Genomic DNA, 25613 nt, shown 5'->3' with positions numbered 1-25613 from the left:
ATGAGCACACCCCCGAGCCAGAAACGTCTGACGCCGAGCAACATCACTGCGATGAAGGGCCAGCGCCCGATCGTCTCGCTGACCGCCTATACGACGCCGATCGCCCGCCTGCTCGACCCGCATTGCGACCTGTTGCTGGTCGGCGACAGCCTCGGCATGGTGATCTATGGCCTAGACACCACAGTCGGCGTGACGATGGAGATGATGATCGCCCATGGCCAGGCGGTGATGCGGGGTGCCAAACACGCCTGCGTCATCGTCGACCTGCCCTTCGGCGCCTATCAGGAATCCAGGGAACAGGCCTTCCGCAACGCCGCCCGCATCCTGAAGGAAACCGGCTGCGATGGCGTCAAGCTGGAAGGCGGCGAGGAAATGGCCGAGACGGTGGCCTTCCTGACCAGCCGCGGCGTGCCGGTCTTCGGCCATATTGGGCTGATGCCGCAGCAGGTCAATGCCAGCGGCTATCGCTCCAAGGGCCATAGCGAGGCGGAAGCCGACAAGATCCGCCGCGATGCCAGAGCCATCGACGAGGCCGGTGCCTTTGCCATGGTGATCGAAGGCACGGTCGAGCCGCTGGCCCGCGACATCACAGGCACGGTCAAGGCGCCCACCATCGGCATCGGCGCCTCCCCGGCCTGCGACGGGCAGATTCTGGTGTCCGACGATATGCTCGGCCTGTTCAACGAATTCCGCCCGCGTTTCGTCAAGCATTATGCCGAATTGGCGCCGACCATTTCCGCGGCTGTCGAGGCCTATGCCAGCGAGGTCAAGGCGAGAACCTTCCCCGGCCCCGAACACACCTTCCAGATCAAGCGCTAGGCCGGATCAGGCGCCGGTCGGCCGCTCCAGCTGGTAGATGGCATCGTTGATGAGCTCGATCTGGTCCGTGAAGACCGACTGGGCGTCGTAAAGGCCGCGATTGTAGAAATGGCCGCCGATCTCGCCGGCCACGAATTCCAGGACGGATTCGGCTTCTAGGCCTCCCATGTCCAGCTCGAACTCCTGCAGGAAATATTCCTGGATCCGTGCAACGATGGCGGCCTGGTCTTCCTTGGAAAAATCGAGATTGGTCATGGGCCGGATCCTTTTGTGCAAGAGAGTCATCCGCAATCCTGTCAAACTACGATGACGCTTAAGCCAAATCAATTGATCCATCAGCCCTATTCGTTTGTCCTCGAACAGCGGTCGCGATAGGGCTGAAAGGAAAGGATACGAATTATCTCATGAAGGCAGATTTTCTGGAAGGCATGCGCGGCAGCCTGCCGGTGCTGGTCTCGACCGTACCGTTTGCCGCCCTGTTCGGCGCCATCGCGGTCGGCAACCAGCAGACGGTCGCCGAGGCGACGCTGATGAGCGCCACCGTGTTTGCCGGGGCCAGCCAGTTGGTCGGCATCGAGCTTTTCGGCCACCATGTGCCGGCCTGGCTGATCGTGCTGTCGGTCTTTGCGGTCAACTTCCGCCATATCCTCTATTCGGCGGCGATTGCGCCCTTCTTCGGACATTTCACCGGCCTGCAGAAGGCCATCGCCCTGTTTCTCCTGACCGATCCGCAATTCGCCCAGACGCTGGCCCGCGGTGAGACGGGCGCCCGCGTCTCGTTTGCCTGGTACATGGGATTTGCCCTGACGATCTACGTCCCCTGGGTGTCGGTGACGGCGGTGGGCGCCGCCTTCGGCAGCCTAATCGGCGATCCGGCGGCCTGGGGCATCGACGTCCTCCTGCCGATCTATTTCATGGGGCTCGTGCTCGGTTTCCGCCGGCGGGACAATTTCTTGGCAGTCGTCGTCGTCAGCGCGACGGCCTCGGTTCTGGCGCACCGTTACGTCGGCTCCCCCTGGCATGTCAGCCTCGGCGCGCTGGCCGGCGTTCTGGTCGCCGCACTCCTACCGCCGCGCAATTCCGACCCTAAGGCCGCCGAAGGCATGGCACAGCAAGGCGGAGCAGCCGAATGAGCGAATTTTTCACCCCGCAGATGACGCTGCTGATCCTGATGAGCGCTGTCGCCACCTATGTGACCCGGATCGGCGGCTACCTGCTGATCTCGCGCCTCAACGCCATGCCGCCACGCCTCGAGGCCGCCCTCAACGCCGTTCCGGCAGCGGTCCTGACAACCCTCGTCGCGCCCGCCTTCTTTGCCGGTGGGACGGATGTCAAACTGGCCATGACGGCCGCCCTGCTGGTCGGGCTGCGCCTGTCCGCCATCCCGATGCTGATCATCGGCTGGATCGTCGTTCTGGCCGCCCGTTACTTCATCGGCTGAACGGTTCCGTCGCGAGTTCAAGCCAGCCGCGGATCTTCGGATCGTGGATCAGCGGCATCAGTTCATCGCGCGTACGCTGGTGATAACCGTCGAGCCAGTGCAGTTCTTCCCGCGTCAGCATCTCGGTCACGACAAGATATTTGTCGATCGGCACGAAGGTCAGCGTCTCGAAGCCGAGCATCGGCATGTCGCCGCCCTCGACGGCCTCCGCCTCGCGCACATAGACAAGGTTCTCGATGCGGATGCCGAAGGCGCCGGGGCGATAGTAGCCTGGCTCGTTGGAGAGGATCATGCCGGGCAGCAATTCCTGCGTCGAAAGCCGCGAGATGCGCTGCGGCCCTTCATGCACGGAGAGAAACGAGCCGACGCCGTGGCCGGTGCCATGGGCGAAATCGGCCCCGGCCTTCCAGAGTGCGATGCGCGCCAACGGATCGAGATCGCAGCCGCGCGAACCTTTCGGAAAGCGCGCCGTGCTGATGGCGATCATGCCCTTCAGCACCAGCGTGAAAAAGCGCTTCTGTTCCTCGGGAACGGCACCGATCGCCACCGTGCGGGTAATGTCGGTGGTGCCGTTGACATATTGCCCGCCGGAATCGATCAGGAACATCTCGCCCGAGCGGATCGGCCGATCGCTCGCCGTCGTCACCCGGTAATGCATGATCGCGGCATGCTCGCCCGCTCCCGAAATCGTATCGAAGGAAATGTCGCGCAGCGGGTTCTGCATGCGCTCGCCCACCTGCCGGCGCGCCGCCTCCAGCGCCTGCGTGGCGCCGATCTCCGTGACGTTGCCCGGATGGTTCTGCTCCAGCCAGTAGAGAAACTCGACCATGGCCACGCCATCCTGCAAATGGGCGGCAGCAGATCCATTGAGTTCCACGGTGTTCTTGACCGCCCGCGGGATCTTGGCCGGATCATGGGCTTCGACGATCGTGCCACCATGGGCGCGGATCAATTCGCAGAGCGCAAAGGGCGCCAGATCGGGGTCGACCATGATGCGGCCGCCCTGCCCGGCCAGCACCGCCAGCCGTTCGGTGAGTTCGCCCGGCGCGCGCTGCACGCAGAGTTGGCCGAGATAGGCCTCGACCTCGATGCCGGTCTTGCGCTGGTCGAGAAACAGATCGGCGCTGCCGTCCGCATAAAGAATGGCGCGAGCCAGCGGATGCGGGGTGTGCGGCACGTCGCTGCCGCGGATGTTGAAGATCCAGGCGATCGAGGAGGGATCGGTGACCAGTACGGCCGCATGGCCTTTGTCGGTCAGCTCGCTGCAGATCCTGGCGATCTTGTCCTTGGCCAGTACACCGGCGTAGCTGTCGGTCTGGATGGCAACCGTGCCCAGCGGCTCGGCGGGGCGGTCATCCCAGATGGCATCCAGCGGGTTGTCAGAGAGAAACACCAGGGAGCCGTCGAGCGCCGCCAGAGCCTTTTCCAGCCGCCGGACCTCGGCGCTGGTATGCAGCCATGGATCGATGCCGAGACGAAAACCCTTCGTTGCATGGGCTGAAAGCCACTTGTGCGGCGGTTCGCCGACCAGATCGCCGCCGGTAAACACCGTTCCGTCGACCTGTTCTGCCAGCTGCGTCACATAACGGCCATCGACGAAGACGACGGCTTGCGTCGCGGTGACCAGCACCTGCCCCGCCGATCCGGTAAAGCCGGTCAGCCAGGCCAACCGCTCAGCCGAGGCGGGCACATATTCGCCCTGGTATTCGTCGGCGCGCGGCACGAGAAATCCGTCTATGCCAAGTGCCTCGAAACGCGTCCGCAACGCCTCCACCCTTTGTTTTCCGAATTGCGGCGTGGAGGTGACGTCAAAGGATTGAAACATGGAATCTGCCTGCTTGAAGAAATGAACCGATTGGCGCGGATGCTATACCAGCGGCCAGGAGAATCCACCCCCGGCCAGACGCAATTGCAGACGGCGCGATCGGCAAGTCACCTCGTGGCCTTGCGCCCCGGCCGTATTTCATTTTGCATCGCAACAGGCAAATGCTCGCTCAGCTGCCCGATTTTTGCGCAAATCCTGGAGATTCGGCCGGAAAACCCGAACACACATGCATTCAACGCATAACACCCATGAGGCAAAGCCTCTGCCTAAATTCTGCGAAGAGCCTATATTCACATCATCGAACGGGGGCCAGACGGCTTCCGAACCAAAGGATAAAGACAATGGCAAACTCCTTCTTCCGTGATGCATACCAGCGCGTGGTAGCGGCACGCGAACGTCAGGCAAGCCGTTACGTCAACGGCGCCCTCATGAACCTCGACGACGAAACGTTGAAGGGCATGGGCACAAGCCGCGAAGAACTGCGCCGCAAGGGCGTAAACAGCTACGTATTCTGATCAAGACCCGGTCCGGCTACTCCTCCTCCCTTAAGCTGGCCCGGCCTTTGGAATACGTAACCCGCTTGAGCGCTCTCCTCCTCAAGCTCGCGGGATGATCAGCAAAACTGATCTGCAAGGCGGCATCCATGATGCCGCCTTTTGCATGTCCGCCCTTGGCGTAAAAAGCGGGGCCGATATGCGCAAAACGCAATGCTGCGATGCAACATGGATCACCCGGATCGTTGATCCGGCCAAAAGGCGTCGGCCTATCGCAGGTGGATCGTCACCCAGCCATTGCGCCAGATCGTCCTGACATGCTTGAGGCCGGCACTATTGTAGGCCGCAATCACCTTCCAGCGCTGGGCGGCCAGAATGCCCGACAGAATGACAGAACCGCCGACCGCCAGATGCGCGGCCAGTTGCGGCGCCATCTTCATCAACGGCCGGGCCAGGATATTGGCGATGATCAGGTCGAACGGCCCGTGGTTCGCAAAGGCCGTGGAATGAAAGCCCGGAGCGGTGCGAAAATCGATGCCGGACGCAATGCCGTTGCGGCGCCCGTTTTCGCGCGCCACGCGCACGGCGATCGGGTCGATGTCGGTGGCCAGAACCGGCACGGGATGCAGCTTGCGTACGGCAATCGCCAGCACGCCGCTGCCGGTTCCCAGATCCAGAGCATTGGTGACTGGATAGGCCCGCATCACTTGGTCGATCATTTCCAGGCAGCCTGCCGTGGTGCCGTGATGGCCGGTACCGAAGGCCTGGCCCGCATCGATCTCAATCGCCAGGTCGTTGGCGCGCACTTTGTCGCGGTCATGCGAGCCATGCACCAGGAACCGCCCTGCCCGGACCGGGCTCAACCCTTCCAGAGACTTGGCAATCCAGTCGATATCCGGAATGATCTCCTTGTGAATAACCGCATCGGGAAAGCTTGGCTTGAGAGCCGCCGCCAGCCGTTCGCGGACAACCTCCTCCTCGTCGGCCATCAGGTAGATCGAGGCCTCCCAGACATCGTTCTTTTCGTCGATCTCGTTGGTGGCGATCGGATAATCCTCCTCGTCGAAGGCGATCGTCATCAGGTCGAGAATGTCGCCGGCCTGCGTTTCGCCGGTGGTCACGTAAAGGCGGATTTCGCTCAAGGCTCGGTCTTCCATTTTGGGTGGATTGCAGGACACGCGTCATGGCGCGTTTTCAGTGCCTCCGGTACAACGCCCGCGCTCGTCTGGCAACCGGGGACGCACAACCGCGAACCCCAGGGGTCAGGGTCTGGCGATTATCCCTTCAGCAGGTTCTGCAGCTTCTGCTCCGCCACATCGGGATTCTCGCCATAGGCGATGGTGCCGACGAAACGGCCGCCGGCATCCAGCAGGAAGATCGATGCCGTATGGTCCATCGTATAGTCGCCATCCGGCTTGGCCTCGTCGAGCGGCACCTTCTTGGCATAGACGCGGAACCCCTTGATCACCTCGGCCACCTTGGCCGGTTCGCCGGCAATGCCGGTCACCCGGTCGGTAACGTTGGCGATATAGGCGCCGAGCAGAGCCGGCGTGTCGCGCTCGGGATCGACGGTCACGAAATAGGCCTGCAGGCGGGATCCGTCCGGATCGATCTTCGTCAACCAGCCGTTCAGTTCGAAAAGCGTGGTCGGGCACACTTCTGGGCAATGGGTAAAGCCGAAGAACAGCGCCGTCGGCTTGCCGCGAAAGGCCTGCTCGGTGATCGGCTGGCCTTTCTGGTCGGTCAGCGTGAACGGCACGCCGAACGGCGCCTCGGCAATATCCTGTTTGGACCGGGTGATCTCCAGCGTCAGCCAGCCGAGAAGGCCGGCGCAGGCGAGAACGGCAACCCAGAGTACGATGCGAAATGTCTTCATGTCAGCAATCCTTGAGGCATGGGTCAGCACCGTCGCCAGGGCGGACAGGCGCAACCGCGTCGCACGCTGATACTCCGGGCGCGAGGGTCATGCAAATTAACTGAGCGTGAAGAGAGGCGATTGCGCGCTTTTGTCTCGCCGTCCGTGATTGGCCAAGGGGAACGCCGGAAGCCGTCCTCAGAAGCAGAACGACAGGCCGGTCTCCGACAGGCTGATGACGATATCGGATCCGTAACGGATCCACCCGGCAAACGCCACCACGGCAAGCCCTGCACCGACAGTAACTCCCAGGGCAGTGATCAAAAAGCGCGGTGCAATGCTGTCGATACGTTCCATTGCTACAGGATACCGTCGATCGTCCTTCTGGCAAAGCGCAATTTTTTGCCCATCGCCGCCTCATCTTGATGATCGTCAAGGATTGGTCTAGGCCTTTGGTTCTAGCGTGGTTTATTGCGCATTCGTCTTGGGAGGGACTGATGGAGGATCAACTGGCAGGGACCGCGGCAGTACCGAGACTGCACATCAATCCGCTGACGCTGGCCGATATCCGCGCCGCGCTTGTCGAGGGATGGCGGGATTTCATGCGCTTTCCGCTGTTCGGATTGTTCTTCGGCGGCATCTATGCCATCGGCGGCCTTTTCATCGTGGTAACCCTCGCCGTCTACCATCTGCCTTGGATGATCATCCCCGTGGCGATCGGTTTTCCGCTGATCGGGCCTTTCGTGGCCGTCGGCCTCTACGAGATCAGCCGCCGCCACGGTGCAGGCTTGACGGTCACCTGGCGCGGCGTGCTTGCCGAGGTCTTTCGTCAGCGTGAACGGCAATTGTCCTGGATGGCCTTTGTCGTGCTCTTCGTGTTCTGGATCTGGATCTATCAGGTCCGACTGCTGCTCGCCCTCTTCCTCGGCTTCAAGATTCCTGCCTCGCTGGCCGCCTTTGCCACCGTCGTCACCACCACGCCCGAGGGCATGCTGTTCCTGGCCGTCGGCACGGTTGTCGGCGCCGTCGTCGCCACGCTGCTTTTTTCCCTGACGGTCATCGCGATCCCCCTGCTGCTCGATCACGACCTCGACTTCATCACCGCCATGATCACCAGCGTCCGTACGGTGACGGAAAACCCCCGGGCCATGCTGAGTTTCGGCTTCATAGTCGCAGCGGCAGCGATCCTATCAATGATCCCGGCCTTTCTTGGCCTCTTCTTTGTATTGCCGCCCCTCGGTCACGCGACCTGGCATCTCTACAAGCGGGCAATCAGCGTGAAATAGTGCCCGGACCGACCGCTATATTACCGGGCTTGAATATTATTAGCGGAAGTTTAACCACTATTTGTGATTCTCACTGAGCGAAGGCAATCCAACGATTGCAGTGACATGACGTCCGCCGAACTGCGAACTTCCCCCGGCTCTCCGCATGCAAGGTTCAAAGATCGGCACGACAGACCGGCATCCGGGTGGATTCGAGGGGACGCATGTTTGATATTATTTCGGGCCGGAGGCTTTCCGTTAGACAACGGATGATGACCTTGGGCGGCGCCGCGATCTGCGGCATAGCTTCCATGGTCGCGGTCGGTTTCTACCAGAATAGCCGCGTCGACAGCGCCCTCAACCGGACCATAACCTTGCAACAAGACCTGGAGCGCATCAACGAGATGCGCCTCGCCAATGGCGAACTGGTCCTGGCAGCCATGGACACGATCATCGACCGGGGCGAAGGCAAGATACAGCCTGAGCGTGTGGCGACCATCGAAGCCGCTGGACAAACACTGGCAGACGGTTCGGCCGTGCTGAAGGCGGTGGCAGCCGAAGTTGATCAGTCCGGGCTCGTCGCCAATTACGATGCCGATCTGGCGGCGCTACGCCAGGCGATTGCCGTCGATCTCAAGGTCTTGGTCGAAACCGGTGCCGATGATGATGCCTACGCGAAGATCGATGACGCCATTGACGGGGCCGGTGCAGGTCTCGCGAAAACTCTCGGCGATGTCTCGATACAGGCGGGCAATCTTCTGGAAAAACGCGTCACCGAGGCTACAGAAGGATCGCAACTGTCGCTCACCCTGCAGACCGGCCTGGGGTTGCTGGCCCTCGTCACCGTTCTGGCTCTTCAGTTCATTCACGCCAACGCCATCGTCAACGGCATCCGCACAGTCCGCACCAGCATGCAGCGGATCATCGATGGCGACTACGAAGAGGCACTGACGGACGATCAGCGCAGCGATGAAATCGGCGATATCGCCCGCTCGGCCGATATCTTCCGGCTTGCCGCCATCGAAAAGCGGAATCTGGAAGCGAGCACGGCCGAGGCGCGCCGGCGCAACGAGGATGAACGCGCCAGTCGCGAAGCCGCCACCCTGGCAGATGCCAATGCCGTCAAAGCGGCTGTCGATGCCCTGGCACTCGGCCTCAACAAGCTCTCCGACGGCGACCTCTCGGCCACGATCGACCAGCCTTTCTATGGCGACCTCGATCGCCTGCGCAACGATTTCAACCAGGTAACCCGGCAGCTTCAGGGCGTTATGGGCGAAATCGCCAGCAACAGCAGTTCGATCCAGGCCAACGCCAACCAGATGCGCACGGCGGCAGACGATCTTGCCCGCCGCACCGAACAGCAGGCAGCCTCGCTCGAGGAAACCTCGGCGGCCCTCGACCAGATTACCGCCACGGTTCGCAACTCCACCGAACAGGCCGAGCATGCCAGCCACATGGTGGACAATGCCAAGACCTATGCCGAGGCATCGGGATCGGTGGTGAATGACGCCATGGCCGCCATGGAACGTATCGAAGGTGCCACCGGCGAAATCGGCAAGATCATCAACGTCATCGACGAGATCGCCTTCCAGACCAATCTTCTGGCGCTGAACGCCGGCGTCGAAGCGGCGCGCGCCGGTGAGGCCGGCAAGGGCTTTGCAGTTGTCGCCCAGGAAGTGCGCGCGCTGGCCGGTCGCGCGGCGGAAGCCGCCCGGGACATCAAATCCCTGGTCAGCAAATCGAATGTCGAGGTCAAGACCGGCGTCGAACTGGTGACGGCCACCGGCGAGGCACTGCACCGTATCGGCGAGGACGTGCTGCGCATCAACGAGCACGTCAAATCGATCGTCACCTCGGCCCGCGAGCAATCCGTGGGCTTGAGCGAAATCAACGCGGCCATCGGCCAGATGGACCAGGTGACCCAGCAGAACGCCGCCATGGTCGAGCAGACCAATGCGGCAAGCCACACGCTTGCCAGCGATGCGGAGAACCTCGGCCGCCTCGTCGGCCAGTTCAGGATCGACGGCCGCCAGAGAGCGGCGAGCCGTGGACCGGAGGCCGTCACCCCCTCCGCCGAACCGAAACCGTCACCCGCAAGGAGCCTCATGGGCAAGGTTGCGGGTGCATTCAACCGAAGCACGTCGTCTGCCGGGCAAAACGTGGCAGCCGCCAAAGACAACTGGGAAGAATTTTGACCATGTCCAATGCTATCAAGCAATCCGGCGCCTATCTGGAAATAGTCTCGTTTCACCTGGGAGACCAGGAGTTCTGCATCGACATCATGGCGATCCGCGAAATCCGCGGCTGGGCTCCCGTGACGCCGATGCCCCACACGCCGCCTTACGTTCTCGGCCTCATCAACCTGCGCGGCGCGGTGATCCCGGTCATCGACATGGCCTGCCGCCTCGGCATGAAAATGACAGATCCTTCCGAGCGCGCGGCGATCATCGTCACCGATATCGCCGGCAAGCTGGTGGGCCTGCTTGTCGAACAGGTCTCCGACATGATGACCATTCGCGGTGAGGATCTGCAGCCGGCGCCGGAAATCATTCCGGAGGAACAGCGCGCCTTCTGCCGCGGCATCGTGGCGCTTGAGAAGTCGATGGTCTGCTTCCTCAACCTCGACACTGTCATCGCCGACGAACTGGCCCAGGCGGCCTGATCGACCGATCAAGAGGCGCGCTTCCCGTCGCCTCTTGACCAGTATCCTGCATATCTTTTGACGCCGACACTATCGGCGGTGCTATCGGCTGGCCAAACTTGCCCTGGTGTTTTTCGGAACATCCAGGGCCTTGGCGTGTTCACCCTTCGCTAATGCAAACAACAATTTGACCGGATCGGTACCAACGATCCGGCCGAGAAAAACAAATGCTAAGGAGAAGCACAATGACCAAGATGTTGAAGATCGCTCTCGCCTCCATGATGTCGGTATCGGCCCTGGGCGGCGTCGCTCTTGCCCAGACCGCAGCTCCGGCCGCCACTACCCCGGCCCCGATGATGTCCGACGACATGGTATCGGTCGTGGTTATCCCTGAAAATGCCGGTGAAGGCAGCGACACGTCCATCCCCGGCACGGTGATCAACGCATCGCCGGAAACCATCCAGTCGGCTCAGGCTGAAATCTCCAGCGATGCAGCCCTGCGTATGACATTGGAATCCAAGAACGTTCAGTTGCAGAACGTCGTGGCCATTCAGACCGCTGCAAACGGCGGCAAGACGGTTTACGTTCGCTGATACGATTAGGCGGAAACGAACTCCGCTTTCGCCAGAAACAAAAATCGCCCTGGACGAGATCCAGGGCGATTTCGGTTGATCCCGCAGATTGGATCAATGCATAGGCAGAACGTGAACAGGATGAGACCGGAACGATGGGGTTTTCGTTGTCGGCCGTCTTCACGCCCAGGCAATTTGCCTGAATTTCTCACGCTTAAAAAGTGTATTTTCGCGCAAAGAGGTACGTCGTTCAACGAATTGACAGACCTTTTTTGGGCACGATATCGTATCGCCTTGGGACAGGTCGATATCTGCGCATTTACTGCGGTTTGCCGTTCTTCCACACAACCTGCTGTCCAAACAGCGGTACTGTCGAAATCGCCATCTTTGCCGAGCCGTCCACGACCTGTCGCGAATGCGCCAGATAGATCAGCGTGTCATTGTCCTTGTCGTAAATGCGGTTGACCACCAGCGCCTTCCAGATCAGCGACATGCCCTCGCGAAAGACCTCGTCGCCGTCCTTCGACAGGTCTATATCGCCGATCTCGATCGGCCCGGTCTGGCGGCAGGCGATGGAATTGTTGGATGGGTCCTCGAACCAGTTGCCCTTCGACAGGCGGTCGATGATCGAGCGGTCGAAATAGGTGACATGGCAGGTCACGCCCTTGACCTCGGGATCGGTGACGGCATCAACGATGATATCATTGCCAACCCAATCGACGCCGACCTTGCCGACCTCTTCGGCGGAAACCGCTCCACCTGTCAGGACCAGGGTTGCTACACCGGCGGCAATGAAAGACTTGAACGACATCGACATGCTCCCAGACGATTGCGATTGCTCCATACATAAGGGAGTGTCCGATCGTTACAAGACGCGAAGCTTCAGCGCTTGCGCACCGAGCAGGACTCATAGCCCGTGGCATGCAGCCGGCCCGGCCGCATGCCGATCTGGGCAGCGAGGTCCAGAATGCCGCTAACGCCTGTTTGGCGGGCCATGGCAATGGTGGCGCTGGCGCACACGACGGCATCCTCCGCCGCATTGTGATGCACGAAGCGCAGGCCCAGGTGCTGGGCCAGAATGTTCAGCTTATGCGACGGCAGGTGTGGCCAGACCTTCTGGGCCAGCTTGACGCTGCAGAGATACTGGAACTCCGGATAGGGCTGGCGGTAGATGTCGAGCGCCGAGCGCCAGACGCTGAAGTCGAAGGCTGCGTTGTGGGCGATCATCGTCGCGCCGGCAAAATCGTCGGCGAATTCGTCCATCACTTCGGGAAACTCGCCGGCATCTTCGACATGCTCGGGCCGGATCCCGTGTATGGCGATATTGAAGGAGGAGAACCGCATCACCTTCGGCCGGATCATCCGCTCCTCGACCCGCGTCACGACACCATCTTCGATCCAGGCAAGCCCCACCGAACAGGCACTGCCCCGGGATTCATTGGCGGTCTCGAAATCGACGGCGATGGCTTTCAACGGGCGGACCACTCGGATGGAGAAGATTCGCTCCCTCATATCGCCTGTGCAGCGACGTGGCAAACCAACGAGCCGCCCCAGGCTTGACATCGCCGGCGATCGCCAACACCATGCCCCAATGATCGCCACCGTTTCGACCCTGTACATGACCCACTCCACCATCGTCCTCATCAGGGACGCTGGAGTGCGGTTGCGTCGATAACGGCACGATCATCCGGCGAACCCTACCGAGGCGAGTAGGGTTTGGAAACGCCTGCTCTCCCGGTCCCAAGATGGAGAGTAGAATGCCTGACATCCCGCCCATAAATCCGATCAATGCCGCATGTGCCTGGCCCGAGGGGCTGGTCATCCGTGCTCGCGCCGCGGCCGATGCGCAAGAGATCACCGCCATGCAGCAGCAGCCCGGCTTTCGGGCCGGCACCCTGCGCCTGCCCTATCCAAGGCCCGAGGACGTGCGCAAGTTCATCGAATCCGAGACGCCCGGCAGCGTGTCGCTGGTGGCCGTCATGGATGGGATGATCGTCGGCGATATCGGTCTCAATCGCTTCGTCGGCCGCAGGTCACACGCCGCCGGCATCGGCATGGGCGTGCATGACGCCTATCAACGGCGCGGCATCGGGCGGGCGCTGCTCGGCGAAATCGTCGCGATCGCCGATGACTGGCTGAACCTGGCGCGCCTGGAACTGACGGTCTTTATCGACAATGCCGGCGCCATCGGCCTTTACGAGAGCTTCGGCTTCGTTCGCGAGGGCCAGCTGCAGGATTTTGCCTTTCGGGCCGGATCGTATGTCGATGCCTATTCCATGGCCAGAATCAACCGGCGTTGAGGCCAAAACAGCCGTCCCGGCCCCAAATTCGGCCTGCCGGGCGGCTTTTCTCGCAAGTGGCTGCGTTTCCGCTCTATACAATGCGACCATAGCAAAGTAGGAACGGCCCCATCAGGAATGACCCGCGCTGGCGCGGGCGCGGCGCCTATAGCCGCCCGATTGCACCATCGGCTACGCGTGCAAGTGAACAGAATTTCGAAAGACGGACCTCATGACACAATTTGACGGCATCGTCCCGGCGATCGCCGAGGCCTTGCGCAAGCGCGGTTACCTCGACCTCACCCCCGTCCAGAAGGCAGTCCTGGATGGCGAACTGAACGGAGCCGACGCTCTGGTTTCGGCCCAGACCGGTTCGGGCAAGACGGTGGCCTTCGGCCTGGCGCTCGCCCCGACGCTGTTGGGAACTGCCGAACGCTTCGGCAAGGCCGAGGCGCCTTTGGCGCTCGCCATCGCGCCGACCCGCGAACTGGCCCTGCAGGTGATGCGCGAACTGGAATGGCTCTATGAACTGACCGGCGCCGTCATCACCTCCTGCGTCGGCGGCATGGACATGCGCAACGAGCGCCGCGCGCTCGACCGCGGCGCCCATATCGTCGTCGGCACGCCGGGCCGCCTGCGCGACCATATCACCCGCAACTCGCTGGATCTCTCCGGCCTGCGCGCCGTGGTGCTGGACGAAGCCGACGAAATGCTCGACCTCGGCTTTCGCGACGATCTCGAATTCATCCTGCAGGCCTCCCCCAAAGAGCGCCGCACCCTGATGTTCTCGGCCACCGTGCCGCGCGCCATTGCCGATCTTGCCAAGAACTACCAGCGCAATGCCGTGCGCCTGCAGACCGCAGCCGAAGCCAAGCAGCATGTCGACATCGACTACCGCGCTCTGGTCGTCGCTCCGTCCGACCGCGAGAACGCCATCATCAACGTGCTGCGCTACTATGATGCCAAGAACGCCATCGTGTTCTGCCAGACGCGCGCCGCCGTCAACCATCTGACCGCCCGCTTCAACAATCGCGGTTTTGCCGTCGTCGCCCTGTCCGGCGAACTCAGCCAGAACGAGCGCACCCACGCGCTGCAGGCCATGCGCGACGGTCGCGCCCGCGTCTGCATCGCCACCGACGTTGCCGCCCGCGGCATCGACCTGCCCGGCCTCGAACTGGTCATCCATGCCGACCTGCCGACCAATCCCGATACGCTGCTGCATCGCAGCGGCCGCACCGGTCGTGCCGGCCGCAAGGGCGTGTCCGCGCTGATCGTGCCGGCCAGCGGCCGCCGCCGCGCCGAACGCCTGCTGCAGAACGCCAATATCGACGCCACCTGGGCAAAGCCGCCGTCGGCCGACGATATCCTGCGCCGCGATGACGAGCGCGTACTGGCCGATCCGGCCTTTTCCGTGCCGCTGACCGATGATGAGCGTCCGTTCATTGCCGAGCTTCTGGAAAAGCACGGCGCCGAACAGATCGCCGCCGCCTTCGTCCGGCTCTATCGCAACAATCGCTCTGCCCCTGAAGACCTGATCGAGGTCACCCTGACGCCGGAGCGCAAGCGCCGCGAGGGCGAAGAATTCGCCCCCTCGCCCAGCCGCGGCCCGGATCCGGCTTTCGGGCCCAGCAAGTGGTTCTCGCTGTCGGTCGGCCGCAAGCAGAGCGCCGAGCCGCGCTGGCTGATCCCGATGATCTGCCGCCATGGCCAGCTGACCAAGGTGGATATCGGCGCGATCAAGATGCAGCAGGACGAAACCTTCGTCGAGATCGCCGCCGGCAGCGCCGAACGCTTCATGGACGCGCTCGGCCCCAACAAGGCGCTGGAACGCGGCATCACCGTCAAGGCGATCGACGGCGTTCCGGACTTGAGCGGCGGCCGTGCGCCGGCCGGCGACCGCAAGCCTTACGCCGACAAGAAACCCTATGCCGACAAGAAGCCCTACGGCGAGAAGAAGGCATTCGGCGACAAGAAGCCTTATGCGGACAAGAAACCCTTTGCCGGCAAGCGCCGCGACGACGATCTGGTCAAGGCCGACCGCGAAGTCTGGGGCGATGCGCCCAAGGCCGCCACCGGCGAAAAACCGGCCTGGAAGCCCAAGGGCGACAAGCCGGCCTATGCCGGCAAGCCGAAATTCGACGGCGCCCCTTCCTTCGACAAGAAGAAGCCCCGCAAGCCGAAGGCGTGAGGCCAGCTCAATCAGATTGAGATATCGAAACGCTCGCAGCAGAAAAGTTGCGAGCGTTTTTTGTTTGCCATCCTGCCTTCATTATAAGTGACAATATTGACACGTGACCCAATAGTCACATATTAAATCTCCATGGACGACATCTTCCACGCCTTGGCGCATCCGATCCGCCGCGGGCTTCTCGACCGCCTTCGCGAACGGGACGGGCAGACGCTGAGCGAGCTCGAGCGCGACCAGCCGGTCACCCGTTTTGGGGTGATGAAGCACCTCGGCGTCCTCGAAGATGCCCATCTCGTCGTGACCCGAAAGGTCGGACGGGAAAAGCTGCATTATCTCAATCCGCTACCCGTTCAGGAGATTGCGGATCGCTGGATATCGCGCTTTTCCGCGCCCTTCGCCCGCACGCTGAGTGATCTGGCAACCGCTGCAGAGAAAAGGGAAACAGTCATGGCCGCCGCCGCACCGAAACATGTCTGGGAAATGTTCATACGCGCCACACCGCAAGAGGTCTGGGACATCCTGACCGACGATGAGAAAACGCCGCTCTGGCAGCACTTCAACATGACGTCGAAAACGGAGTGGGCCGCCGGCGGTGCGATTACCTTCTTCCTCGGCGACCGGCCGATGATCGTCGGCAAGGTGCTGGAAATTGTGCCGCCGAGCAAGTTCGTGCACACGTTCAGTGCCCAATGGTCCCCGGATGTCGCCGTTGATCCAGCCTCGCGCGTCACCTGGACCCTGGAGCCGATCGGCGACAAAGCCTGCAAGGTGACGCTGACCCATGATGATTTCGGCGGTGACACCGCGACCAGCAAAGCGGTCGGCGGCGGCTGGCCGGAAGCCCTGTCGCGGCTCAAGACGCTCGCGGAAACGGGAGAACCTTTCTACATGCCGGCCCCTGCATCGGCGTGAGATCGACACGGTTCGAGGAGCCGAAAGAATGATATTCCCCGACCTTACCGCATTCTACGGTGGATTGCTCGGCATCCTGTTTATCCTGCTGTCCGTCTGGGTAACTCTCGGCCGCGCCCAATACAAAGCCCATCATGGCGATGGTGGGCAAGTCCAGCTCCAGCGGCGGATCAGGATTCATGCAAACTTCGCCGAATACGTGCCCCTTGCGCTTTTGCTGATTGGCCTCAACGAAGCGTCGGGCGTGGAAAGCTGGATGGTTCGCACGATGCTGATTGCACTCATGACGGCCCGCATCATCCATCCCTTTGGTATGCTTGCACCTGAAGGCTCGCTTCAGCAATACGCACTTCGCGCACCTGCCATGGTGGTGACCTGGATCGTGATCCTGATAGCATCACTCCTGTTGATCACATCCCAGTAAGGATGTTCGCGAGATTGGCAAAATGTCAATGTCGCACGGGGTGCCGGAGACTGAACCTTTCCGTATCTTGGTCAGCCCCAGGATCCTGAGCCGCCCCTTTCCTTGGGAACATTCCGCCCTTGTCCGCATTACCTCGCCACATCGGGGAGCAGCGGGCAACAGTCATGAATTCAGCGGTCGAAGCCAGGCAGGACGCGCGTCGCCTCAAACGCAATCGCTTTGTGATGGGGCTGGCGCGCGGACTGGCGGGCGCACTGCTCTTTGCCCTGCCCATGCTGATGACCATGGAAATGTGGTATCTCGGCTTCTACATCAGCCGCGAACGTCTGCTGCTGCTGATGTTGCTGAACATCCCCCTGTTGATCGTGCTGTCCCATCGCATCGGCTTTGAAAAGACGCTGACCTGGCGCGAAGCGATCCGCGATGCCACCGTTGCCTATGGCATCGGCGTTCTGGCAAGCGCCGTGATCCTCACCGCTTTTGGTCTCCTGAAAGGCGATATGCCGCTCGGCGAATGGATCGGCAAGATCGCCATCCAGTCCGTTCCGGCCAGTATCGGCGCCATGCTCGGCCGCAGCCAGCTGGCCGGCAATGTCGACGACGACGAGGACGACGAGCCCGAGCAGGAGCGGCAGACCAGCTATGGCGGCGAACTGTTCCTAATGGCGGCCGGTGCCCTGTTCCTGTCGTTGAATGTCGCCCCGACCGAAGAGATGATCGTGCTGGCCTACAAGATGACGCCCTGGCATGCGCTGGCCATCCTCGCCCTGTCGATCGGCCTGATGCATGGCTTTGTCTATGCGGTATCGTTCGAAGGTGGCCATGAGCTGTCGCCGGAAACGCCCTGGTGGCATGCCTTCATACGCTTCACCCTGCCCGGCTATGCCATAGCACTCGCCATCAGTCTCTACGCGCTGTGGACCTTCGAGCGCATCAACGACACGGCCTCGGTGGAGATCATCATATCGATGATCGTGCTCGGCTTTCCCGCCGCCCTGGGTGCGGCCGCCGCCCGCCTGATCCTGTAAGGGGACGACCATGACAACCAGCAGAAGCGGCCGCCACACCGAACATGACCAGCCCCACTGGATCGAGTGGGTCGCCGGCATGCTATCGCTGGTGCTGGTCCTCGGCATCATCGGCTGGGTCGGCTACGAGGCCGTCACGCGCACCGACGAGCCACCGGCTCTGTCCGTGACGCTGATTGGCACCGAAAGCGGCCCCTCCGGCCATCGCGTCACCTTCGAAGTTAAAAACGGTTCGACCGCCACCGCGGCGGCCGTCGTGCTGCATGGCGAAATCACCGACAATGGTGAGGTCGTCGAAGAGGCCGAAGTGACCTTCGACTATGTACCCTCGCAATCCAAGGCCGGCGGCGCTCTGATGTTTCAGACCGACCCGACGGGCAAACAGATCACCATCCGCCCCGTCGGTTTTACCGATCCGTGACGTGGATTGCCGTCGCGCTCACCCGCCGATCAGCGCCAGCCATTCGTCTTCGGTCATGACCGTCACACCCAATTCCCGCGCCTTGGCAAGCTTCGACCCGGCATCGGCCCCGGCGACGACATAATCGGTCTTCTTCGACACCGAGCCGGCAACCTTCGCCCCGAGGCTTTCGGCTCGCGCCTTTGCCTCGTCGCGGGTGAATTTTTCCAGCGAGCCGGTGAACACCACCGTCTTGCCAGCAACCGGACTGCCGCTGGTCACCGGTGCCTCCGCGTCGATCGGGCGCACCTCGTCGAGCAGGCGCGACACCACTTCCATGTTGCGCGGTTCGTTGAAGAACTCGACGATCGAGGCGGCGACCACCTCGCCGATTCCGTCTATGGCGTTCAATTCGTTCCAGGCGTCGCCGAATTTTGGCGCTGCCGCCTGCATGGCTTCGGCAAAGACGGAATAAGAGCCATAGGAGCGCGCCAGCAGCTTGGCCGTGGTCTCGCCGACATGGCGAATGCCGAGCGCAAAGATCAGCCTGTGCAGGGCGATTTCGCGCCGTGCATCGATAGCCTCGAACAGTTTTCGCACGCTGACCCGACCGAACCCGTCGATGTTCTCGAGCTTGGTCAGCGTCGAGGCCTCCTGCCGCTGTTTCAGCGTGAAGATATCCGGCGCCGTACGAATGGAGAGCGACGGATCCTCGCTGTCGAAGAAGAAATCGACCTGCTTGGTGCCGAGCCCCTCGATGTCGAAGGCATTGCGCGACACGAAATGCTTGATGTGCTCTTTCGCCTGGGCAGAACAGACAAAGCCGCCCGTACAGCGCGTCACCGAATCGAGTTTGCCGGTCTTCTCGTTCTTCTCCCTGACTGCATGGCTGCCGCAGACCGGGCATTTGGTCGGAAACTCATATTTGACGGACCCGTCCGGCCGGCGCTCCAGAACCACGTCCAGCACCTGCGGAATGACGTCGCCGGCGCGCTGCACGATGACCGTGTCGCCAACCCGGATATCGTGCCCCTCCTCGCGGATGCGCTCGCCGCCATTGCCGATGCCCTCGATATAGTCGGCATTGTGCAAGGTCGCGTTGGTCACCACCACGCCGCCGACGGTGATCGGCTCCAGCCGCGCCACGGGCGTCAGGGCGCCGGTGCGGCCCACCTGGATGTCGATTGCCTCCACCGTGGTAAAGGCCTGCTCGGCCGGGAACTTGTGGGCCGTTGCCCAGCGTGGGCTCCGCGAGCGAAAACCGAGCCGCGCCTGCAGGTCGAGACGATCCACCTTGTAGACCACGCCGTCGATATCGTAGTCGAGGTCGGCGCGCTTGAGGCCGATCTCGCGGTAATGCTCGATGATCTCAACGACCGAAGTCAGCCGCTTCATCAGCGGATTGACCGGAAAGCCCCAGTCGGCAAACGCCGCGACCATGCCCATCTGGGTATCGGCCGGCATTGCCGACATCTCGCCCCAGGCATAGGCGAAAAATTTCAGCTTGCGGCTGGCGGTCACCTTTGGATCGAGCTGCCGCAGCGAGCCCGCCGCCGTGTTGCGTGGATTGACATAGGTCTGCCGGCCCTCGGCCTCCATCAGCGCATTCAGCGCCAGGAAATCGCTCCGGGCCATATAGACCTCGCCGCGCACCTCGACCACGTCGGGCGCGCTGGCGGGTAGCTCGGTTGGAATTTCCGGAATGGTCAGGATATTGGCCGTGACGTTTTCGCCCGTCGTGCCGTCGCCGCGGGTTGCGGCCGTCACCAGCCGGCGGTTTTCGTAGCGGATCGACATCGACAACCCGTCGATTTTGGGTTCAGCGGTAAAGGCAATGCTGTCGTCGGGCAGGTGCCCGAGGAAGCGATAGATCGAGGCGACGAAATCGGCGACGTCCTCGTCGGAAAACGTATTGTCGAGCGACAGCATCGGCCGCGCATGGGTGACCTGCGAGAAAATGCCGGCCGGTGCGGCACCGACCCGTTGCGACGGGCTATCGGTGCGAAGCAGGTCCGGGAACCGCGCCTCGATCGCATCGTTGCGCCGCTTCAGCGCATCATAATCGGCGTCCGAGATCTCCGGCTGGTCCTTGCCGTGATAGAGCGCATCGTGACGGGCGATCTCGCGCGCCAGACGTTCCAGTTCGGCCTTTGCCTGGTCCGGGCTCAGATCCTCGATTGCGATCGTTTCAAACGCCATGGCCACCTCCGAATTGCGACTTGGCAGGTATTAGCCGAAATCTGCGCAATGAGAAGACCACTTGCGCAAAACCCTCAGGCAAGTTTGCCGAGCGACAGGTTGATTTTTGCCTTGATCGGCAGATGGTCCGACGCCGTGCGCGCCAGCGGCGTATCATGCACCGAGATATCGGTGATGAGGCCTGCCTGATTGGCCATGATACGGTCGAGCGACAGAACTGGCAGGCGAGCCGGAAAACTGGGAAGCGCCGGCGGCAAGGGCCCGAACATCGGCTCCAGGCGGCTCAGCGACGAGCCCTGCCCCAGTCGCCATTCGTTGAAATCCCCCATCAGAATGGTCGGGCAATCGGCCCGGGCCCGCATCAGCTCGAGGATCATGTCGGCCTGCTGGCGCCGCGCCCAGCGCAGAAGCCCCAGATGGGCGGCGATGACCCTGAGTTCCGCGCCGCCCTTCATGTCGATTTCCGCCACCAGCGCGCCGCGCGGCTCGAGCCCCGGCAGCACGACCTGGTGCACGTCGCGCACCACGCCCTCCTTGAACAAGAGCACATTGCCCCGCCATCCATGGGATTTCGGCTGGCTCAGCACCGGCACCCGCGTCAGCCCGGTTTCCAGGTGCAGGCGCGGCAGGTCGAGCAAGCCCATGCGCTCGCCGAACCGCTTGTCGGCCTCCTGCAACGCGATCACGTCAGGGCCGATCTCCCGGATGACATGGATGATGCGTTCGGGATCAAACCTGCCATCCGTGCCAACGCATTTGTGCACATTGTAGGAGGCAACCAGCAGCCCGCCGTCACTCTCATCCCGCACCGACACCAGCGGCCGTTCGCCGCGGCTGCGGATCGAGGCCATCATCTGGGTGGCGAGCGTGGGATGGGGCTTCTTCATTCAGGCCGACCGTTCCATCTTGTCGTTTTCCACAGGCAGTTTCAAGTTCACCGGTTACAGATAGGGCGAAGCGAGCCACAGGACCCGCTCGAACAGGCGCAGCACGAAGGGCCGCGCCTGCAGGCGCTCCAGCGTCACCGGCTCGCCGGTCTCGATTCCCGCCGCGACCCGCTGGTCGACGAACGCGGCAAAGGCTGTATCGAACACCTCGACATCCACCTCGAAATTGAGCCGCATCGAGCGGGAATCGAGATTGGACGATCCGACAAAGGCCCATTGTCCATCCACCGCCAACAGCTTGGAATGGTCGAAGGTGCCGGGCGCCCGCCAGATCCGGCAACCGTCCTTGACGATCTGCTCGAACTGCACGTTCATGGCGTGGTTGACGATCGCTTGGTTGTTCTTCTCCGGCACCACGATATCGACCGCGACGCCACGGCGGGCCGCCGTTGAAAGCGCGCTGAGGAACACGTTGTCCGGCAGGAAATACGGCGACATGATGCGGATCGACCGCTCGGCCACGGAAAATGCCCCGAGCAGCATCTTGTGGTTGGTTTCCAGATTGGTGTCCGGGCCGGACACTACCGTGCGTACCAGCGGCGGTTCGCCGGGCACCGCCTCGTCCACCAAGATGTGCCAGGCTTCGCCCTTCAGGATCTCGCCGGTTTCGAAATGCCAGTCGTCGGCCGCCACCGAAAACAGATCCGACACGGCAGGACCGGTCAGGCGGAAATGGGTATCGCGCGCCGCATCGGTGCCGCTGAAGGCGGCGCGAATGTTCATGCCGCCGATGAACGCCGTCTGGCCGTCCACCACGATGATCTTGCGATGCGTGCGCAGATTGGCATAAGGCAGCCGCAGCCCCATGATGACCTTGCCGTTGAAGGCTTTGACCGCCACGCCGCCGTCCTGGAGATAGCCCAGGATGCTGGGCACGCTGTATCGTGCCCCGACCGCGTCGATCAGCACGCGCACCTCCACGCCGCGGGCTCGGGCGGCGATCAGGCAATCGGCGACCCGCAGGCCGACCGCATCGCGGTCGAAGATATAGGTCTCCAGGATAATGCTGCGCTCGGCTGCATCGATGTCCCGGCACATGGTATCATAGGCCTCGTCCCCGGTCGCCAGCGGCACCACGACATTTCCCGATGTCAGCGCATGCTTGGCCACCCGATCGCCGAGCGTGCGCAGGGACTCCATTCGTCCGCCGAACCGCCGTCCGACATCGCCAGGCTCCACGGCATATTGCGACAGCACATCCTGCAGCGGACCGAGACGCAGCGCCCGGCGCGCCATGATCGAAGCACGGCGGATGCGGTTGATGCCCACCATGGCATAGATCAGCGCGCCAAGGATCGGCGAGAGGATGATGACGCCGACCCAGCCGACGGCCGAGCGCACGTCGCGCTTGGTCATTGCCGCATGCACCGCAGCCACCGTGCCCATGACGGCGGAAATGACCGCCAGGATATGCGGCCAGTATGTCGTGAAGACCTCAAACATCGGTCACCGGGGAAAGAGGATCGGCATGGCCGAAAGCACAGCCTGCGGGCGCAACGGCCGCAGAGCATTGTCCGACCGTCGATAGACGCTCAACTCCCCAAAATTGTTCCATAGCTGGCCCCCAAATCGATCAAGCATTGCGCAGTGAGCAGATCCTGATGCGACCTCGACCGCTCAGTGGTCGCCGGCCAACAGCTTTGCGGCGGCCGCCCGCGCCTCGTCGGTCACCGAAGCACCGGCCAGCATGCGGGCGATCTCTTCGGTGCGATGCTCCGGCTGCATCGTGGCGACGCGCGTGGCGATCTTGTCGCCGGCTTCGCCCGCCGGGCCTTTGGAAATCAGCAGATGGGTTTCGGCGCGGGCGGCGACCTGCGGCGCATGGGTGACCGACAGGACCTGGACGCGGCGCGACAGCTTCTTCAGCCGCTGGCCGATCGCATCGGCCACGGCGCCACCGACACCCGTGTCGATTTCGTCGAACACCAAGGTCGGCGCCGAGCCGCGATCCGCCAGCGCCACTTTCAGCGCCAGCAGGAAGCGCGACAGTTCGCCACCTGAGGCCACCTTCATGATCGGTCCCGGCCGCGTGCCCGGATTGGTCTGGACGTGGAATTCGATCGTGTCGATGCCGTCGGCCGTCGGCTGATCAGCATCGGTGCCGACCTCGACCATGAACCGGGCCCGCTCCAGCTTCAGGGCCGGCAGTTCTTCCATCACCGCGTCGGCAAGGGCGACCGCGGCATGATGGCGTTTGTCGGACAGCGCGCGCGCCACCTGATCGAAAACCAGCTTCGTCTCCAAAACGGCTTTTTCCAGATGGCCAAGCCGCTCCTCGCCGGCATCCAGATCCGCCAGATCCACCACCATCTTTTCAGCGAGTGCCGGCAGTTGGGTCACCGGAACGGAGTATTTGCGGCCGGCAGCCCTCAGCGCAAACAGCCGCTCCTCGACCCGCTCCAGCTCGCGCGGATCGAACTCGGTGCGCCGCAGCGCCGTTTCCACTTCCATCTGGGCGTTGGACAGGCTGTCGAGCGCCGTGCCGAGCAGCTGAACGGTTTCCTCCAGCAGACCCGGCGCCTCGTGGCTCTTGCGCTCCAGCCGGCGCATCAGCGAGGCGATCAGCGGCACGGGCGATGAATTGCCGTTGAGGAACTCCGAGGCTTCGGAAATATCGCCGGCGATGCGTTCGGATTTCTGCATCTGCCCGCGGCGGTCTGCAAGCTCGTCCTCCTCGCCGTCGCGCGGTGCCAAGGCCTCCAACTCCTCGACGGAGGCCCTCAGATAATCCGCCTCGCGGGCAGCAGCCTCCACCTTGGCGCGATGCACCTTCAGCACCCGTTCGGCATCCCGCCAGGCACGATAGGCCTGCGAGACCGTCGTCGCCTCGTCGGTGAGGCCGCCGAAAGCGTCTAGCAGGATCCGGTGCGCATTGATGTCGACCAGCGCGCGGTCGTCGTGCTGGCCGTGGATCTCGACCAGCATCTGGCCGGCCTGGCGCATCAACTGCACGCTGACCGGCTGATCGTTGACATAGGCCTTGGTGCGGCCGTCGGCCGATTGCATGCGGCGGAAGATCAGGTCGCCGTCGTCGTCGATGCTGTTTTCGCGCAAAAGCAGTCGCGCCGCATGATCCGGCTGAACGTCGAAGACCGCCGTCACCTGCCCCTTGTCTTCTCCATGGCGGACCAGCGACCCATCGCCGCGCCCGCCAAGGGCCAAGGATAGGCTATCGAGAAGAATGGATTTGCCGGCGCCCGTTTCGCCGGTCAGCACCGACAACCCCGCCTCGAAGGCAAGGTCCAGCCGCTCGATCAGGACGATATCGCGGATCGAAAGCTGGACGAGCATGGGCGTTCAAATCTCACGCAGATGGGTTAGGATCAGGATCCCAGAATAAGCTTCTTGCCCGCTCTCGCAATCCAGGAGCCGGAATTCTCCCGTGGCTCGACCCCGCCGCTCTTCAGCAGCTTGTAGCTGTCGGCATACCACTGGCTGTCAGGATAGTTGTGACCAAGAACGGCCGCAGCCGTCTGGGCTTCCGTTACGATGCCCATGGCGAAATAGGCTTCGACCAGACGCGCCAAAGCCTCTTCGACCTGGTTGGTATTGGGATATTGCTCGACCACGACGCGGAAGCGCGAAATGCTGGCGAGATATTCCTTGCGCTCCAGATAGTAGCGGCCGACCTGCATTTCCTTGCCGGCCAGCTGGTCGCGGGCAAAGCGGATCTTGGCCTGGGCGTCCTCGACATATTCCGACTCGGGATAATCGGTCACGACCTTCTGCATCGCCTCGATGGTGCGCTGCGAATATTTCTGGTCCTGGGTGACCGATGCGATCTGGCGCCAATTGGACAGACCGACCAGATACTGCACATAGGCCGCGTCAGACGACTTCGGATAGAGATTGAGATAGCGCCCGCCGGTCGATGTCGCTTCGGTGTAGCGGCCGAGCCGGTACTTGACGAAAGTGCTCATGACCAGCGCCTTGCGCGACCATTCCGAGAACGGATGCTGCGCATCGACGGCGTCGAACTTGCGTCCGGCTTCCGACATATTGCCGGCCTTGATGTTGGCAAGACCCTGATTGTAGAGCACTTCCGGCGGATCTGTTTCCGCGGCAAGCTTGGTGATGTCGATATCCGGGTCCGTCTGGCAGGCCGAAAGCAGAGCACCGGCGCCTGCGATCGACAAACACACGGTCAAAATCCGCGCCGCTTTAATTACCATTGCAGACCCTACTTCACTCATTCGACAGATCCCGATTGCAGCGTCGCTAGAAAAGCCATCGCTTCCGACTGGCGTTTCTAGCCATAAAAGCCACGTGAGAGCAACGCAATGATGGCGATTTAACGCATTTTTATGGCGCGTCGGAAAGTAAA

The 25613-nt window shown here is 62.3% G+C and carries 26 protein-coding genes; 14 read left to right on the top strand and 12 right to left on the bottom strand.

What is annotated here, in order from left to right; translation table 11 throughout:
* Positions 1-819 (top strand): 3-methyl-2-oxobutanoate hydroxymethyltransferase, encoded by an 819-nt coding sequence (gene panB / locus HFC70_RS07690; protein WP_168472652.1) that lies wholly within the window; start codon positions 1-3, stop codon positions 817-819.
* Positions 820-825: 6 nt separating this feature from the next.
* Here the strand turns inward: panB and HFC70_RS07685 are convergent, their stop codons facing one another.
* Positions 826-1074 (bottom strand): DUF2164 domain-containing protein, encoded by a 249-nt coding sequence (locus tag HFC70_RS07685; RefSeq protein ID WP_168472651.1) that lies wholly within the window; start codon positions 1072-1074, stop codon positions 826-828.
* 149 nt (positions 1075-1223) lie between these two features.
* Between HFC70_RS07685 and HFC70_RS07680 the strand changes: the two genes are divergently transcribed.
* Positions 1224-1952, top strand: coding sequence for an AzlC family ABC transporter permease (locus HFC70_RS07680; protein WP_168472650.1), 729 nt, complete (start codon positions 1224-1226; stop codon positions 1950-1952).
* Complete coding sequence (locus HFC70_RS07675) at positions 1949-2260, top strand: AzlD family protein (protein WP_168472649.1); 312 nt, start codon at positions 1949-1951, stop codon at positions 2258-2260. Before HFC70_RS07680 ends, HFC70_RS07675 begins: the two co-directional genes overlap by 4 nt.
* Here the strand turns inward: HFC70_RS07675 and HFC70_RS07670 are convergent.
* Complete coding sequence (locus HFC70_RS07670; protein WP_168472648.1) at positions 2250-4085, bottom strand: aminopeptidase P family protein; 1836 nt, start codon at positions 4083-4085, stop codon at positions 2250-2252. The two genes, HFC70_RS07675 and HFC70_RS07670, sit on opposite strands and share 11 nt — an antisense overlap.
* 341 nt (positions 4086-4426) lie before the next feature.
* Here HFC70_RS07670 and HFC70_RS07665 point away from each other — a divergent pair, with 341 nt between their 5' ends.
* The gene (locus HFC70_RS07665; RefSeq protein ID WP_168472647.1) at positions 4427-4600 is read left to right on the top strand and encodes a hypothetical protein; all 174 of its coding nucleotides are present in this window, start codon (positions 4427-4429) and stop codon (positions 4598-4600) included.
* 248 nt (positions 4601-4848) lie between these two features.
* Here HFC70_RS07665 and HFC70_RS07660 read toward each other — a convergent pair whose 3' ends face one another.
* The 3 genes from HFC70_RS07660 to HFC70_RS07650 form a co-directional block, all read right to left on the bottom strand.
* A complete protein-coding gene (locus HFC70_RS07660) occupies positions 4849-5721 on the bottom strand; it encodes a 50S ribosomal protein L11 methyltransferase (RefSeq protein ID WP_168472646.1) in 873 nt (290 codons plus the stop codon).
* Positions 5722-5855: 134 nt separating this feature from the next.
* On the bottom strand, positions 5856-6455 hold the full coding sequence (locus HFC70_RS07655) for an SCO family protein (protein WP_168472645.1): 600 nt from the start codon (positions 6453-6455) through the stop codon (positions 5856-5858).
* Positions 6456-6632: 177 nt separating this feature from the next.
* Positions 6633-6791 (bottom strand): hypothetical protein, encoded by a 159-nt coding sequence (locus HFC70_RS07650; RefSeq protein WP_168472644.1) that lies wholly within the window; start codon positions 6789-6791, stop codon positions 6633-6635.
* Between the two features lie 140 nt (positions 6792-6931).
* Between HFC70_RS07650 and HFC70_RS07645 the strand changes: the two genes are divergently transcribed.
* The 4 genes from HFC70_RS07645 (at position 6932) to HFC70_RS07630 (ending at position 10933) form a co-directional block, all read left to right on the top strand.
* Complete coding sequence (locus HFC70_RS07645; RefSeq protein ID WP_168472643.1) at positions 6932-7720, top strand: DUF2189 domain-containing protein; 789 nt, start codon at positions 6932-6934, stop codon at positions 7718-7720.
* A gap of 203 nt (positions 7721-7923) precedes the next feature.
* Positions 7924-9894, top strand: coding sequence for a methyl-accepting chemotaxis protein (locus tag HFC70_RS07640; RefSeq protein WP_168472642.1), 1971 nt, complete (start codon positions 7924-7926; stop codon positions 9892-9894).
* A 2-nt stretch (positions 9895-9896) separates the two neighbouring features.
* On the top strand, positions 9897-10361 hold the full coding sequence (locus tag HFC70_RS07635) for a chemotaxis protein CheW (protein ID WP_168472641.1): 465 nt from the start codon (positions 9897-9899) through the stop codon (positions 10359-10361).
* 224 nt (positions 10362-10585) lie between these two features.
* Positions 10586-10933, top strand: coding sequence for a hypothetical protein (locus HFC70_RS07630; protein WP_168472640.1), 348 nt, complete (start codon positions 10586-10588; stop codon positions 10931-10933).
* A 298-nt stretch (positions 10934-11231) separates the two neighbouring features.
* Here the strand turns inward: HFC70_RS07630 and HFC70_RS07625 are convergent, their stop codons facing one another.
* Together HFC70_RS07625 and HFC70_RS07620 are read right to left on the bottom strand one after the other, a co-directional pair.
* A complete protein-coding gene (locus tag HFC70_RS07625) occupies positions 11232-11723 on the bottom strand; it encodes a CreA family protein (protein WP_168472639.1) in 492 nt (163 codons plus the stop codon).
* Between the two features lie 71 nt (positions 11724-11794).
* Entirely contained in the window at positions 11795-12424 is a 630-nt protein-coding gene (locus HFC70_RS07620; protein ID WP_210259181.1) for a 3'-5' exonuclease, read from the bottom strand.
* Between the two features lie 245 nt (positions 12425-12669).
* Between HFC70_RS07620 and HFC70_RS07615 the strand changes: the two genes are divergently transcribed.
* From HFC70_RS07615 to HFC70_RS07590, 6 genes are all read left to right on the top strand, one after another.
* Positions 12670-13212, top strand: a complete 543-nt coding sequence (locus HFC70_RS07615; protein ID WP_168472638.1) for a GNAT family N-acetyltransferase — start codon at positions 12670-12672, stop codon at positions 13210-13212.
* 211 nt (positions 13213-13423) lie between these two features.
* Positions 13424-15379, top strand: coding sequence for a DEAD/DEAH box helicase (locus tag HFC70_RS07610; protein WP_168472637.1), 1956 nt, complete (start codon positions 13424-13426; stop codon positions 15377-15379).
* Positions 15380-15511: 132 nt separating this feature from the next.
* On the top strand, positions 15512-16291 hold the full coding sequence (locus HFC70_RS07605; protein WP_168472636.1) for an SRPBCC domain-containing protein: 780 nt from the start codon (positions 15512-15514) through the stop codon (positions 16289-16291).
* Between the two features lie 28 nt (positions 16292-16319).
* Positions 16320-16715 carry an MAPEG family protein gene (locus HFC70_RS07600; protein WP_168472635.1) on the top strand — a complete coding sequence of 132 codons (396 nt, stop codon included), beginning with the start codon at positions 16320-16322 and terminating at the stop codon, positions 16713-16715.
* Between the two features lie 164 nt (positions 16716-16879).
* On the top strand, positions 16880-17743 hold the full coding sequence (locus tag HFC70_RS07595) for a TIGR02587 family membrane protein (RefSeq protein WP_168472634.1): 864 nt from the start codon (positions 16880-16882) through the stop codon (positions 17741-17743).
* Positions 17744-17753: 10 nt separating this feature from the next.
* Entirely contained in the window at positions 17754-18164 is a 411-nt protein-coding gene (locus HFC70_RS07590; protein WP_168472633.1) for a TIGR02588 family protein, read from the top strand.
* Positions 18165-18182: 18 nt separating this feature from the next.
* On the opposite strand, the gene ligA is transcribed toward HFC70_RS07590, so the two are convergent.
* The 5 genes from ligA to HFC70_RS07565 all read right to left on the bottom strand — a co-directional run bounded on the left by ligA (position 18183) and on the right by HFC70_RS07565 (position 25482).
* Positions 18183-20342 (bottom strand): NAD-dependent DNA ligase LigA, encoded by a 2160-nt coding sequence (gene ligA / locus HFC70_RS07585; RefSeq protein WP_168472632.1) that lies wholly within the window; start codon positions 20340-20342, stop codon positions 18183-18185.
* 74 nt (positions 20343-20416) lie between these two features.
* The gene (locus HFC70_RS07580; protein ID WP_168472631.1) at positions 20417-21229 is read right to left on the bottom strand and encodes an endonuclease/exonuclease/phosphatase family protein; all 813 of its coding nucleotides are present in this window, start codon (positions 21227-21229) and stop codon (positions 20417-20419) included.
* A 54-nt stretch (positions 21230-21283) separates the two neighbouring features.
* Positions 21284-22732, bottom strand: a complete 1449-nt coding sequence (cls, locus tag HFC70_RS07575) for a cardiolipin synthase (RefSeq protein ID WP_168472630.1) — start codon at positions 22730-22732, stop codon at positions 21284-21286.
* Positions 22733-22906: 174 nt separating this feature from the next.
* The gene (gene recN, locus HFC70_RS07570) at positions 22907-24580 is read right to left on the bottom strand and encodes a DNA repair protein RecN (protein WP_168472629.1); all 1674 of its coding nucleotides are present in this window, start codon (positions 24578-24580) and stop codon (positions 22907-22909) included.
* A gap of 32 nt (positions 24581-24612) precedes the next feature.
* The gene (locus tag HFC70_RS07565) at positions 24613-25482 is read right to left on the bottom strand and encodes an outer membrane protein assembly factor BamD (protein ID WP_168472628.1); all 870 of its coding nucleotides are present in this window, start codon (positions 25480-25482) and stop codon (positions 24613-24615) included.
* Positions 25483-25613: the final 131 nt, after the last annotated feature.

Source organism: Agrobacterium sp. a22-2 (assembly GCF_012276985.1).
In the GTDB taxonomy this organism is placed as follows: Bacteria; Pseudomonadota; Alphaproteobacteria; order Rhizobiales; family Rhizobiaceae; genus Allorhizobium.
The sequence above is the reverse complement of the archived record's forward strand: the minus strand, read 5'-3'. Positions and strand labels throughout refer to the sequence as shown.